The organism is Gloeothece verrucosa PCC 7822, assembly GCF_000147335.1.
Classification (GTDB): domain Bacteria; phylum Cyanobacteriota; class Cyanobacteriia; order Cyanobacteriales; family Microcystaceae; genus Gloeothece; species Gloeothece verrucosa.
In genome coordinates this window covers 5,482,591-5,494,933 of record NC_014501.1, presented here as the reverse complement: position 1 = coordinate 5,494,933, position 12,343 = coordinate 5,482,591, and the positions used below count along the sequence as shown (strand labels likewise).

General features: G+C 45.4%; 22 protein-coding genes. All 22 read left to right on the top strand.

Features of this window, described 5'->3' with window-relative positions; genetic code table 11:
- Nucleotides 1–135 precede the first annotated feature (135 nt).
- The 22 genes from rplB (at nt 136) to CYAN7822_RS24610 (ending at nt 12,312) form a co-directional block, all read left to right on the top strand.
- On the top strand, nt 136–969 hold the full coding sequence (gene rplB, locus CYAN7822_RS24710) for a 50S ribosomal protein L2 (protein ID WP_013324986.1): 834 nt from the start codon (nt 136–138) through the stop codon (nt 967–969).
- A gap of 27 nt (nt 970–996) precedes the next feature.
- A complete protein-coding gene (gene rpsS, locus CYAN7822_RS24705; protein ID WP_013324985.1) occupies nt 997–1,275 on the top strand; it encodes a 30S ribosomal protein S19 in 279 nt (92 codons plus the stop codon).
- A 176-nt stretch (nt 1,276–1,451) separates the two neighbouring features.
- A complete protein-coding gene (rplV, locus tag CYAN7822_RS24700) occupies nt 1,452–1,814 on the top strand; it encodes a 50S ribosomal protein L22 (protein ID WP_041933381.1) in 363 nt (120 codons plus the stop codon).
- Nucleotides 1,815–1,843: 29 nt separating this feature from the next.
- Nucleotides 1,844–2,569, top strand: a complete 726-nt coding sequence (rpsC, locus tag CYAN7822_RS24695; protein WP_013324983.1) for a 30S ribosomal protein S3 — start codon at nt 1,844–1,846, stop codon at nt 2,567–2,569.
- A 53-nt stretch (nt 2,570–2,622) separates the two neighbouring features.
- Entirely contained in the window at nt 2,623–3,042 is a 420-nt protein-coding gene (gene rplP / locus CYAN7822_RS24690; RefSeq protein ID WP_013324982.1) for a 50S ribosomal protein L16, read from the top strand.
- 38 nt (nt 3,043–3,080) lie between these two features.
- Nucleotides 3,081–3,326, top strand: a complete 246-nt coding sequence (gene rpmC, locus CYAN7822_RS24685) for a 50S ribosomal protein L29 (RefSeq protein ID WP_013324981.1) — start codon at nt 3,081–3,083, stop codon at nt 3,324–3,326.
- Between the two features lie 7 nt (nt 3,327–3,333).
- Nucleotides 3,334–3,636: a 30S ribosomal protein S17 gene (gene rpsQ, locus CYAN7822_RS24680; protein WP_013324980.1), complete on the top strand. Its 303-nt coding sequence runs from the start codon at nt 3,334–3,336 to the stop codon at nt 3,634–3,636.
- Between the two features lie 59 nt (nt 3,637–3,695).
- On the top strand, nt 3,696–4,064 hold the full coding sequence (gene rplN / locus CYAN7822_RS24675) for a 50S ribosomal protein L14 (protein WP_013324979.1): 369 nt from the start codon (nt 3,696–3,698) through the stop codon (nt 4,062–4,064).
- Nucleotides 4,064–4,426, top strand: a complete 363-nt coding sequence (rplX, locus tag CYAN7822_RS24670; RefSeq protein WP_013324978.1) for a 50S ribosomal protein L24 — start codon at nt 4,064–4,066, stop codon at nt 4,424–4,426. Before rplN ends, rplX begins: the two co-directional genes overlap by 1 nt.
- A gap of 58 nt (nt 4,427–4,484) precedes the next feature.
- Complete coding sequence (gene rplE, locus CYAN7822_RS24665) at nt 4,485–5,027, top strand: 50S ribosomal protein L5 (protein ID WP_013324977.1); 543 nt, start codon at nt 4,485–4,487, stop codon at nt 5,025–5,027.
- Between the two features lie 42 nt (nt 5,028–5,069).
- Nucleotides 5,070–5,471, top strand: coding sequence for a 30S ribosomal protein S8 (gene rpsH / locus CYAN7822_RS24660; protein ID WP_013324976.1), 402 nt, complete (start codon nt 5,070–5,072; stop codon nt 5,469–5,471).
- A 58-nt stretch (nt 5,472–5,529) separates the two neighbouring features.
- Nucleotides 5,530–6,069 (top strand): 50S ribosomal protein L6, encoded by a 540-nt coding sequence (gene rplF / locus CYAN7822_RS24655; protein WP_013324975.1) that lies wholly within the window; start codon nt 5,530–5,532, stop codon nt 6,067–6,069.
- A gap of 2 nt (nt 6,070–6,071) precedes the next feature.
- A complete protein-coding gene (gene rplR / locus CYAN7822_RS24650; protein ID WP_013324974.1) occupies nt 6,072–6,434 on the top strand; it encodes a 50S ribosomal protein L18 in 363 nt (120 codons plus the stop codon).
- 40 nt (nt 6,435–6,474) lie between these two features.
- A complete protein-coding gene (rpsE, locus tag CYAN7822_RS24645) occupies nt 6,475–6,996 on the top strand; it encodes a 30S ribosomal protein S5 (RefSeq protein ID WP_013324973.1) in 522 nt (173 codons plus the stop codon).
- Between the two features lie 34 nt (nt 6,997–7,030).
- On the top strand, nt 7,031–7,504 hold the full coding sequence (gene rplO / locus CYAN7822_RS24640) for a 50S ribosomal protein L15 (RefSeq protein WP_013324972.1): 474 nt from the start codon (nt 7,031–7,033) through the stop codon (nt 7,502–7,504).
- A 97-nt stretch (nt 7,505–7,601) separates the two neighbouring features.
- Complete coding sequence (gene secY / locus CYAN7822_RS24635; RefSeq protein ID WP_013324971.1) at nt 7,602–8,921, top strand: preprotein translocase subunit SecY; 1,320 nt, start codon at nt 7,602–7,604, stop codon at nt 8,919–8,921.
- Between the two features lie 182 nt (nt 8,922–9,103).
- Complete coding sequence (locus tag CYAN7822_RS24630) at nt 9,104–9,667, top strand: adenylate kinase (RefSeq protein ID WP_013324970.1); 564 nt, start codon at nt 9,104–9,106, stop codon at nt 9,665–9,667.
- A gap of 136 nt (nt 9,668–9,803) precedes the next feature.
- A complete protein-coding gene (gene infA / locus CYAN7822_RS24625; RefSeq protein ID WP_041933995.1) occupies nt 9,804–10,031 on the top strand; it encodes a translation initiation factor IF-1 in 228 nt (75 codons plus the stop codon).
- Nucleotides 10,032–10,169: 138 nt separating this feature from the next.
- Nucleotides 10,170–10,283 (top strand): 50S ribosomal protein L36, encoded by a 114-nt coding sequence (gene rpmJ / locus CYAN7822_RS36050; protein ID WP_013324968.1) that lies wholly within the window; start codon nt 10,170–10,172, stop codon nt 10,281–10,283.
- 81 nt (nt 10,284–10,364) lie between these two features.
- Entirely contained in the window at nt 10,365–10,748 is a 384-nt protein-coding gene (gene rpsM, locus CYAN7822_RS24620) for a 30S ribosomal protein S13 (RefSeq protein ID WP_013324967.1), read from the top strand.
- A 48-nt stretch (nt 10,749–10,796) separates the two neighbouring features.
- Nucleotides 10,797–11,189, top strand: coding sequence for a 30S ribosomal protein S11 (gene rpsK, locus CYAN7822_RS24615; protein WP_013324966.1), 393 nt, complete (start codon nt 10,797–10,799; stop codon nt 11,187–11,189).
- Nucleotides 11,190–11,367: 178 nt separating this feature from the next.
- Nucleotides 11,368–12,312: a DNA-directed RNA polymerase subunit alpha gene (locus CYAN7822_RS24610; RefSeq protein ID WP_013324965.1), complete on the top strand. Its 945-nt coding sequence runs from the start codon at nt 11,368–11,370 to the stop codon at nt 12,310–12,312.
- The last annotated feature ends 31 nt before the right edge of the window (nt 12,313–12,343 follow it).

The following is a 12,343-nucleotide window of genomic DNA, read 5'->3' as shown; positions in this document are numbered from 1 at the left end:
CTAATAACCCTTGACCGATGACCATTGACCACTGACCCCTGTACGGGCGGGTTTTCAGGCTAGTGCTTCTATCAGTACAGATATGGCCCCTAAATCCGCCTCTACTAACTAACCACTGACCACTGACTTCTAATCATGGGTATTCGTACTTTTAGACCATTAACACCAGGAACGAGACAGGCCAGTGTCTCCGACTTTTCGGAAATCACCAAATCTACACCCGAAAAGTCCCTAACCCAAAATAAACACAGTGCCTCCGGGCGTAATAATCGTGGCGTAGTAACCAGCCGCCATCGAGGCGGAGGACATAAACGCCTGTATCGCATCATCGACTTTCGACGCGATAAACATAATATCCCCGCTAAAGTAGCCGCCATCGAATACGACCCCAACCGTAACGCCCGTATCGCCCTACTCTACTATCAAGATGGAGAAAAACGCTACATCTTAGCACCGGCTGACCTAAAAGTCGGTAGTACCGTAATTTCAGGCGAAGATGCCCCCTTTGAAATAGGCAACGCCCTCCCCTTGGGTCGCATTCCCCTAGGTTCAGACGTTCATAACATCGAACTCGTAGCCGGGCGAGGTGGACAAATGGTTCGTGCCGCCGGCGCTTCAGCACAAGTGGTCGCCAAAGAAGGAAACTACGTTACCCTAAGACTTCCCTCTAAAGAAGTCCGCATGGTGAGAAAAGAATGTTACGCCACCATCGGAAAAGTCGGTAACGCTGATGTGAGAAACCTAAAACTCGGTAAAGCCGGACGCACTCGCCATCTAGGACGCAGACCCCATGTTAGAGGAAGCGTCATGAACCCAGTAGACCACCCTCATGGAGGAGGAGAAGGACGGGCACCCATTGGACGCTCCGGACCCGTTACGCCTTGGGGTAAACCCGCCCTAGGCGCAAAAACTCGTAACCGTAAAAAACAAAGTAGCAAACTGATTGTTCGCCGTCGTAGCCAAGGCTAAAACTTAATTCTCAAGGTTTGAATTCTTATGAGTCGATCTCTCAAAAAAGGGCCTTTTGTCGCTGATCATCTCCTATCTAAAATTGAAAAATTAAATGATAAAGGAGAAAAACAAGTCATTAAAACCTGGTCAAGAGCCTCTACTATCATCCCCGATATGGTAGGCCACACCATCGCTGTTCATAACGGAAAACAGCACGTTCCTATTTATATCTCAGAGCAAATGGTGGGACATAAACTGGGTGAATTTGCTCCCACTCGAACCTTTAGAGGACACGCAAAAAGCGATAAAAAAGCTCGAAGATAACCCAAGAGTTATTAGTCATTAGTCCTTAGCCCTGAGTTGTTAGTATTTAAATAGATAATTTGCCACTCTGTGGAAAAAAATAACGAATCAAATAACCCTAATAACTAATGACTAATAACTAATGACTAATAACTAATGACTAATAACTAATGACTAATAACTAATGACCCATGACAATGGCAGTAGATACCACTAACGAAGTTAAAGCGATCGCTCGCTATGTGCGAATGTCCCCCTATAAAGTTCGGCGGGTTTTAGATCAAATTCGCGGTCGGACTTATCAAGAAGCCCTAATCATTCTTGAATTTATGCCCTATCGAGCTTGCGACCCCATTTTAAAAGTTTTGCGTTCAGCCGTCGCTAACGCCGAACATAACAATGGATTAGATCGCGCCACTCTGGTGATTAGCAAAGCTTATGCCGATGGCGGCCCCTCCCTGAGACGCTATCGCGCCAGGGCACAAGGACGAGCCTATCAAATTCGCAAACCGACCTGTCATATCACCATCTCTGTTGCTCCAACAGTAACCGGGAAATAATTACCAATTAACTTATTAAAACAAGCACAATGGGACAGAAAATACATCCAGTGGGGTTTCGTCTCGGTATTACTAAAGAGCATAAATCTCGATGGTATGCCGATAAGCACAACTATCCTGAACTCCTGCAAGAAGACCGTAAAATTCGCTCCTATATCGACGCAAATCTTAGCAACGCCGGGATATCTGACGTTCGCATCGAACGAAAAGCCGATCAAGTGGATATCGAAATTCATACCGCCCGACCCGGGGTTGTAGTAGGTCGCGGTGGAAGCGGCATCGAATCTTTGCGGCTCGGTTTGCAAACCGCTCTCGGCGGCCACAGACAAATCCGCATCAACGTTATCGAAGTGTCGAGAGTGGACGCAGATGCCACCCTCATTGCTGAGTATATCGCCCAACAACTCGAACGAAGAGTCTCTTTCCGTCGTGTCGTGCGTCAAGCGATCCAACGGGCACAACGAGCAGAAGTCAAAGGTATTAAAGTTCAAGTGAGCGGTCGTCTCAATGGCGCAGAAATTGCTAGAACAGAATGGATTCGGGAAGGACGAGTCCCCCTGCATACCCTGCGGGCTGATATCGACTTTTCTTACCGTACCGCTAAGACGATTTATGGCATTTTAGGCGTGAAAGTTTGGGTCTTTAAAGGTGAAATTATTCCAGGACAAGAAGAAACCCCTCCCCCGCCGAGCAATGCGCCTGCTCCCCGTCGTCAACGTCGTCGTCAACAGTTTGAAGACCGTTCTAACGAATAATCCCCCCCCCTTTGTCCCTTATCCTTTAACCTGTTTTTAAGCTAAAATTAACCATGCTAAGTCCTAAAAGAACAAAATTCCGCAAACAACAACGCGGACGCATGAAAGGCCTGGCAACTCGAGGTAGTACGATTGATTTCGGAGATTATGGACTCCAAGCCACCGAACCCTGCTGGATTACCTCTCGCCAAATAGAAGCCGCTCGTCGGGCTATTACTCGTTATGTTCGTCGTGGTGGAAAAATCTGGATTCGCATTTTCCCAGATAAACCCGTGACTATGCGCCCGGCTGAAACCCGGATGGGATCAGGTAAAGGCTCTCCCGAATTTTGGGTAGCTGTGGTGAAACCTGGGCGCATTATGTTTGAAATTGCCGGGGTGAGTGAAGAAATTGCCCGAGAAGCAATGCGTCTGGCGGCTCAAAAATTACCCATTAAAACTAAGTTTGTGGGCCGTGAGGAAGAATATAATTAAACCCTTTTTGTTGTAATCCCAATCCTGAATTTTTAATCATGGCTCTCCCAAAAATCGCAGATGCTAGAAATTTAAGTGACGAAGAATTGGCCGAAGAAATCGTCGCCACTAAGCGGAAATTGTTTGACCTGAGATTTCAACAAGCTACCCGCCGCTTGGACAAACCCCATGAATTTAAACACTCTAAGCATCGTTTAGGCCAACTGTTGACCGTAGAACGAGAACGTATACTCGCCAAAGCTCAAGCTGAGGCCACCTCATCAGCATCAACCGAAGCACAATAGAGGAATTATGGCAGTTAAAGAAAGAGTGGGAGTGGTAGTCAGCGATAAAATGGATAAAACCGTCGTAGTCGCTATAGAAAACCGCACTCGTCACCCCAAATACCGCAAAATCGTCGTGCAGACTAAAAAATATAAAGCTCACGATGAAGAAAATCAATGTAAAACCGGAGATCGGGTTCGGATTCAGGAAACTCGTCCTTTGAGCAAGACGAAACGCTGGATCGTAGCGGAAATTCTCACCCATGTGGCAGGTACTAAAAACTCCACCAGCACAACGGCTACCACCCCCGAAACCCCCGAAACTCCCTAACATCAGAAGTCTCTGTTCAATACTCATTATCAGTTTTTCAGTTCAGGAGTAACTTAGCCGTGATTCAACAGCAAACCTATCTTAATGTGGCGGATAACAGTGGGGCCCGTAAACTCATGTGTTTACGTGTTCTCGGCACCGGCAATCGCCGTTACGGGGGGATCGGTGATGAAATTATCGCCGTTGTTAAAGATGCTATCCCCAATATGCCCGTCAAAAAATCCGATGTGGTTAAAGCGGTGATTGTCCGCACTCGTCATCCCCTGCGCCGCTCTAGTGGTATGACCATCCGTTTTGACGATAATGCGGCCGTGATTATTAATAATGACGGAAATCCCAAAGGTACTCGGGTTTTTGGACCTGTAGCACGGGAATTACGCGATAAAAACTACACCAAAATCGTTTCTCTGGCTCCGGAGGTACTCTAATGGTTAAAGCCTTTAAAAAGAAAAAAATCGCCGACAACGCCGGCACAATGCACGTCAAAAAAGGCGATACCGTTCAGGTGATTTCAGGACGCGATAAAGGAAAAGTCGGAGAAGTCATTAAGGCGTTGCCCAAATTAAGTAAAGTGATTGTTCAAGGGGTTAATGTCAGAACTAAGCACGTTAAACCCACTCAAGAAGGAGAATCTGGGCAGATTAGTACCTTTGAAGCCCCGATTCATAGTTCTAATGTGATGCTCTATTCCACAAAGGAAAAAGTCGCCAGCCGCATTGGCTATACTTTTACCGAAGATGGCCGCAAAGTGCGAATGCTGAAAAAAACTGGCGAAATCATTGATCAATAAACAGTTAATCACGATCACGCCCTGACCAAGCCCAGGGTTCATAAAGGAAGTAACCATCATGAGCGGAAGACTAAAAAAGGTATATCAAGAAACCATTGTTCCTAAACTGACAGAACAATTTGGTTACAAGAATATCCATCAAGTGCCTAAAGTTATTAAAGTCACGGTTAACCGAGGACTCGGCGAAGCTTCTCAAAATGCTAAGGCCCTAGAATCGTCTATTAATGAACTGTCGATTATTACAGGACAAAAACCTGTGGTAACCCGAGCCAAAAAAGCGATCGCTGGTTTTAAAATCCGTAAGGGAATGCCGGTGGGCGTAATGGTGACGCTACGTCAAGAGCGAATGTACGCTTTTCTAGACCGCTTAATTAATTTGGCACTGCCTCGCATTCGAGATTTTCGCGGCATTAGTGGTAACAGTTTTGACGGGCGTGGAAACTATAGTCTAGGCATTCGAGAACAGTTGATTTTTCCCGAAATTGACTACGATAAAATCGAGCAAATTCGCGGGATGGATATCTCAATTATTACCACCGCCCGCACCGATGAAGAAGGCCGCGCCCTGCTCACAGAAATGGGGATGCCTTTCCGTAAGTAATCAATAAATCCTGAGTGAATTAGGAGAGAAAAAAAAGTAATAATGGCTTCTAACGACACAATTGCTGATATGCTCACTCGCATCCGCAACGCCTGTGCGGTGCGACACCCCACCACCAAAGTGCCTACCACGAAAATGACCCGCAGCATAGCCCTAGTTCTCAAACAAGAAGGGTTTATTGAGGACTTTTCTGAAGCCGGCGAAGGCGTGGCTAAGCATTTACTGATTTCTTTGAAATATAAAGACAAAAATCGCCAACCGATTATCACTACTTTAAAACGTGTGAGCAAACCCGGATTGCGCGTTTATGCCCCTTGTAAAGACCTGCCTCGTGTGCTAGGCGGCATTGGCATCGCCATTGTTTCTACCTCTAAAGGGATTATGACAGACCGAGAAGCCCGCCGCCAGGGCATTGGTGGTGAAGTTCTCTGCTACATTTGGTAGCTTTTTCAGTCAACAGTCAACAGTCAACAGTTAATAACTGACTACTGGTAATTGAGTTATGTCTCGTATTGGCAAACGCCCCATAGAAATTCCTAATAAAGTAACGGTAAATATTGAAGGCTCTCATGTGGCGGTTAAAGGCCCCAAAGGAGAGCTAGAAAGAACTTTGCCGAGTATGGTCAATGTTGAACTTACGGACAACACTTTGCGGGTTGTGCGTACTGATGACTCGCGTGTGGCCCGTCAACGTCACGGATTATGCCGCACCCTGGTTTTTAATATGGTAGAAGGGGTTTCCAATGGCTTTGAAAAACGCCTGGAAATTCAAGGGGTGGGCTACCGGGCCGCCGCCGCCGGCAGCAAGCTGACCCTGAATGTGGGCTATAGTAAGCCCGTAGAAATGGATATGCCCCAAGGAATTACTGTCGCTGTGGAAAAAAATACGGAAATTACTATTAGCGGCATTGATAAAGAAATCGTGGGTAATATTGCGGCAAAAATCCGCGCTGTGCGTCCTCCCGAACCCTATAAAGGCAAAGGAATTCGCTATAAAGGTGAACTGGTTAGACGTAAAGCAGGTAAGACAGGTAAGAAATAATTATGAAACGTACACGCAAAGAATCAGTACAGCGCCGTCATCGTCGTATCCGGCGAACGGTAGAAGGCAGCCCAGAACGTCCTCGTTTAGCGGTTTTTCGCTCCAACAAGCATATTTATGCTCAAGTGATCGACGATGCGGCTCAGCATACTTTAGTGGCTGCCTCTAGTTTAGATAAAGAACTTAAAACCGAACTCGAATCGGGTGGCAATTGTGACGCTTCGGTGGCAGTGGGTAAGTTGGTGGCTCAACGCGCTCTCGCTAAAGGGATTTCTGCGGTGGTTTTTGACCGGGGTGGGAATCTTTATCATGGGCGCGTTAAGGCTCTGGCCGAAGCGGCTCGAGAAGCCGGATTGGATTTCTAATCATTTGAAACAAGTTCTAAGCAATTACTAATAAGCAATTATGGCAAAACGTCGTAAAAGTAGCCGAACCAAGGAAAAAGAAACTAACTGGCAAGAACGGGTGATCCAAATCCGCCGCGTCAGTAAAGTGGTTAAAGGCGGTAAAAAATTGAGCTTCCGCGCTATTGTGGTGGTGGGTAATGAAACTGGACAAGTGGGTGTCGGGGTCGGTAAAGCGGGTGATGTTATTGGGGCCGTCCGTAAAGGGGTCGCCGATGGCAAAAAACAATTGATCGAAGTGCCTCTGACTAAAGCGAGTTCTATCCCTCATCTGACTAATGGAGCCTCCGGAGGAGCTAGTGTGATTATGCGTCCTGCGGCTCCTGGAACTGGGGTAATTGCGGGGGGAGCAGTGCGAACTGTGCTGGAGTTGGCCGGGGTGAAGAATATTCTGGCTAAACAGTTGGGATCTGATAACCCCCTCAATAATGCTAGAGCCGCCATTAATGCCCTAGAAACGCTGCGGACCTTTTCGGAAGTGGCTAAGGAAAGAGACCTTCCTATCGAACATATTTACAGCTAATCAGCTAAGACAGGCAATTTACGAGCAATATATCATGAAATTACACGAGCTTTCGCCTCAAAAAGGGGCTACTAAACGTCGCCGTCGCGTTGGGCGGGGAATTTCTGCCGGACAGGGGGCTAGTGCGGGTTTAGGGATGCGGGGACAAAAATCTCGCTCGGGAACTGGGACTAGGCCTGGGTTTGAAGGTGGACAAATGCCTTTGTATCGCCGTGTGCCTAAGTTAAAGCATTTTCCTATTGTTAATCGTCGTGAATATACCATCATTAATGTGGGGAAATTGGCGGGTCTGGCGGCTAATTCTGAAGTGAGTTTAGAGAGTTTGATGGAGGCGGGAATTATTACCAGTAATGATGGACCGCTTAAGGTGCTGGGACATGGCGAGTTAACTATTCCTCTGACCATTAAAGCGGCGGCTTTTAGCAGTGGGGCTAAAGAGAAAATTGAAGCGGCTGGTGGGTCTTGGGCACTCTTAAATGCTCCGTCAACTGACTCAGTTGCTCCCTAAATCTGAAGAAATGATCAACTGACAGTTATCATTAATTAATAAATCATTGAAAAATGACCCCAAGATAACTGACAGCTAATAATAGAGGTAGCCTTTCATGGTCGTCAGTCGAGATAAAACACCTACGGCTCAAGAAACTTTTATGCAAATGGCTCAAGCGGCTGGTCTGCGAGGACGGCTGCTTGTTACCGTTGGGCTTTTAATTTTAGTTCGCTTTGGTATTTTTGTTCCGGTACCGGGATTAGACCGGGCTAAATTTGCTGATTTTATTCAAAATAGTCCAGCCCTGGGCATTTTGGATATTTTTACAGGAGGCGGTCTGTCCACCCTGGGAATTTTTGCCTTGGGAATTCTTCCCTTTATTAACGCCTCCATCATTATGCAGTTGCTCACGGCGGCTATTCCTTCTTTAGAAGACCTGCAAAAGAATGAAGGAGAAGCTGGACGGCGTAAAATATCGCAAATTAGCCGCTATGTGGCTCTAGGTTGGGCAATTATTCAAAGTTTTGGCATAACGCTAGGGTTACTCGTGCAAAACGGAGTAATCGCCGGCAGCCCGATCCCAATTCTAGAAACCGTATTGGCTTTAACAGCCGGCTCAATGTTCGTGATGTGGATATCAGAGTTAATCACAGAACGAGGCATTGGCAATGGAGCTTCTTTACTTATCTTCGTTAATATTGTCGCTGTTTTACCAAAAACTTTAGGAAACACCATTGATTATGCTCAAACTGGAGGCCGCCAAGCAGTCGCTCAAGTGGTGATTCTTCTGCTAGTCTTTCTGATCATGATTATCGGCATTGTCTTCGTTCAAGAAGGCACTCGTCGTATTCCTATTATTTCAGCCCGTCGTCAAGTGGGCAGAAGACTCTATCGAGAAAGAACTAGCTATTTGCCTTTACGACTCAATCAGGGTGGAGTTATGCCGATTATTTTTGCTTCGGCAGTGTTGATTTTGCCCTATCAGTTGGCGCGTTCAGTTTCTGGAGAAGGAACTTTTAGTCAAATTCTCATCCGGATTGTGAATTATCTTCAACCCGGAAGTTGGATTTATGTGCTTTTTTATTCGCTACTAATTTTCTTCTTCAGCTTTTTCTATGCTTCTTTGATTGTTAATCCGAAAGATATGTCCCAAAATCTCAAGAAAATGGGGGCAAGTATTCCCGGGATTCGTCCAGGAACAGCAACCAGCAATTATCTTGAAGGGGTATTAAACCGCTTAACTTTCTTAGGGGCTATCTTTTTGAGCATTGTGGCAACCGTGCCTACTCTCGTGGAAGGAGCAACAGGTGTGACGACCTTCCAAGGTCTCGGGGCTACTTCCTTACTCATTCTCGTTGGGGTGGCTATTGATACGGCTAAACAAATTCAAACTTATGTTATTTCCCAACGCTATGAGGGAATGGTGAAACAATAAATAATCAATAGTCAATAGTCAATAGTCAATAGTCAATAGTCAGTCCTTGAGGAGTAGTTATTTTGATTTAATCAACCATTGATTTTCTAAAATCGATAACTAATCACCTTACTAAACTAATGACTAATGACTAATGACTCCTGACTACTGACTCCTGACTAATAACTCATGACTAATAAGTAATGACCAAACCGACAGGATTAATTTTCTTAGGACCACCCGGCTCAGGAAAAGGCACTCAGGGGGAAATTTTAGCGGATTCTCTCCAAATTCCCCATATTTCTACAGGAGAAATTTTAAGACAAGCCATCACTCAAAGCACTCCTTTAGGACTTAAAGCTAAAATTTATATGGACAAAGGAGAATTGGTGCCTGATGAATTGCTGTTAAATTTAATTGAAGACCGTCTGAGCCAACCGGATGCCAAAAAAGGATGGATTTTAGATGGATTCCCTCGAACGGTTGTCCAAGCGAGTTTTTTAGAGCATTTACTTGAACAAGGCAACCAATTCTTGGTCTGGGTGGTTAATTTGGAAGTTCCCGAAGACATTTTAATTGAACGTCTTTTGGGACGAGGACGACAAGATGACACAGAATCGATCATTCGTCACCGCCTAGAAGTCTACCATGCACAAACTGCTCCCTTGATTGATTATTACAGTCAACGGGGAAATCTAAGTTCAATTAATGGCAATCGTTCCCCTGAAGAAGTGAGTATTTCTCTCAAAAAAATTCTAGCTGCTTAATAAATTCCTAGAACTCATTAGTGAAACTTTGCTAAGATATGTGAATGTGGGTTGGTTAGACTAGGCAAATTGTGCTAATTATCACATACACTAGATAATAACAACCCTAAGTAGCTCAACCGTGGGGATTAACACCTTGGCCAAACAAGACCTAATTGAAATGGAAGGTACAGTAACCGAGTCCCTTCCCAATGCTATGTTTAGAGTTGATCTCGACAACGGGTTCAACGTTTTAGCCCATATTTCCGGCAAAATAAGACGAAATTACATCAAAATTTTGCCAGGAGACCGGGTAAAAGTCGAATTAACTCCCTACGACTTAACTAAAGGGAGAATCACTTATCGTCTCAAAAATAAAAGATAAACTGTCGGGAAAAATTTTCTCGCTCGCCCATAGCCCAGGTCGTGGGCTACTAAGCCAACAGAAAAATTATATGAGATGACATAAGTTCACTATTATTGATATAATAATAAGCTTGCAGTGTTGCCCTAAAAACTAGGCATGAAAGTTAGACCATCTGTCAAAAAAATGTGTGAAAAGTGTCGCGTCATCCGTCGTCGCGGCCGAGTGATGGTGATTTGTTCTAACCCCAAGCATAAACAACGTCAAGGCTAGAATCAATTCATCCTATCACCATAACTTAAAGTTCAACCATACAACATAGAACCAAAGTAATCAATTGAAGGGAGAACAAGCGTGGCAAGGATAGCTGGTGTAGACCTACCCCGAGATAAGCGCGTGGAAATTGCGCTGACTTATCTGTACGGGATTGGTTTATCTCGTTCACAAGAAATATTAGCAGAAACAGGAGTTAATCCTGACACAAGAGTTAAAGATCTTAGCGACGAAGACACAGCCGCTCTGAGAGCTTACATTGAGACCAATTATCAAATCGAAGGGGATTTGAGACGCTTGGAATCAATGAACATCAAGCGCCTAGTCGATATCGGCACTTACCGAGGTCGTCGTCATCGCCAAGGCCTACCCGTGAGAGGGCAGCGAACCCGGACGAATGCTCGAACTCGTCGTGGCAGACGTTTAACCGTAGCCGGTAAGAAAAAAGCTCCGAGCAAAAAATAATCCAGTTAATTACTCAAACTATCCTAATACAAAATTCAGCACAGGATTATGGCGCGACCAACAAAAAAAGGCGGTGCTAAAAAACAAAAAAAGAACGTTCCTAACGGCATCGCTCACATTCAATCCACTTTCAACAATACCATTGTCACCATCGCTGACACCAAAGGAGACGTAATCTCCTGGGCCTCAGCCGGTTCGAGTGGATTTAAAGGAGCCAAAAAAGGAACACCCTTTGCCGCGCAAACGGCAGCAGACAATGCAGCCCGTAGAGCAATGGAACAGGGAATGCGTCAGATAGAAGTAATGGTCAGTGGGCCCGGTGCCGGCCGAGAAACAGCGATTCGCGCCTTACAGGGGGCCGGATTAGAAATTACTTTGATTAGAGACGTAACCCCAATTCCTCACAATGGCTGCCGTCCGCCCAAAAGACGTAGAGTTTAAACACTCAACAATCAATCGTCATTAGTCAATCGTCAAGAGTCAATCGTCGATAGTCTTTAATCAACCCCAAAAAAAATTAAAGAAACAACCAATGACCGATGACTTATGACCAATGACCCAAAACAATTGATAAGGGACAACGGACAACGGAGTAGGGACAAAAAGGGAGGTCACCAGGGTGGCGCAGTTTCAAATTGAGTGTGTAGAATTAAAGGCTCATAAAAATCAGGGTCAGTATGGGAAATTTATCCTAGAACCTCTCGATCGCGGTCAAGGGACAACCGTAGGCAATGCCCTCAGACGAGTATTACTCTCAAACCTAGAAGGAGCCGCCGTAACAGCGCTCCGAATTGCTGGGGTAAACCACGAATTTGCGACCATCTCGGGGGTGCGGGAAGATGTGATGGAGTTGATTTTGAACATGAAAGAAATCACTCTCAAAAGTTATACCTCACAACCCCAAATCGGCCGTCTTGTGGCAACCGGACCGGCAACAGTAACCGCAGGCCAGTTTGATTTACCCTCAGAAGTAGAAATCGTCGATCCCAGTCAATATGTGGCGACTCTAGCTGAAGGGTCAAAGCTAGAAATGGAATTTCGCATTGAGAAAGGAAAAGGCTACCGAGCTATTGAGCGAGGAAAAGACGATAGCACATCCTTAGATTTTCTCCAAATCGATTCGGTGTTCATGCCGGTAACAAAAGTTAATTATAGTGTAGAAGATGTCCGTGTAGACGGAACCAGTTCTAAAGACCGGCTAACCATAGAAATTTGGACTAACGGCAGCGTTAATCCTAAAGAGGCCTTATCAGAAGCAGCAGCAATTATTGTTGACTTGTTTAGTCCTCTGAGAGACCTCAATGAACTCGAAGCCACTCAAAGCGATTACCCAGATGAAGTTAATCCCGAAAGCCAAATTCCCATCGAGGAACTACAGCTATCGGTACGAGCTTACAACTGTCTAAAACGGGCACAAATAAATACAGTAGCAGATTTGCTCGATTATTCTCAAGAAGATCTCCTAGAGATCAAAAATTTCGGTCAAAAATCAGCCGAAGAAGTGATCGAAGCTCTGCAAAAACGCCTGGGCATTACCTTACCCCAGGAAAAAGCAAAAACCTAAAGTGAGTCAACAGTTGATCGCCAGGGTTGAC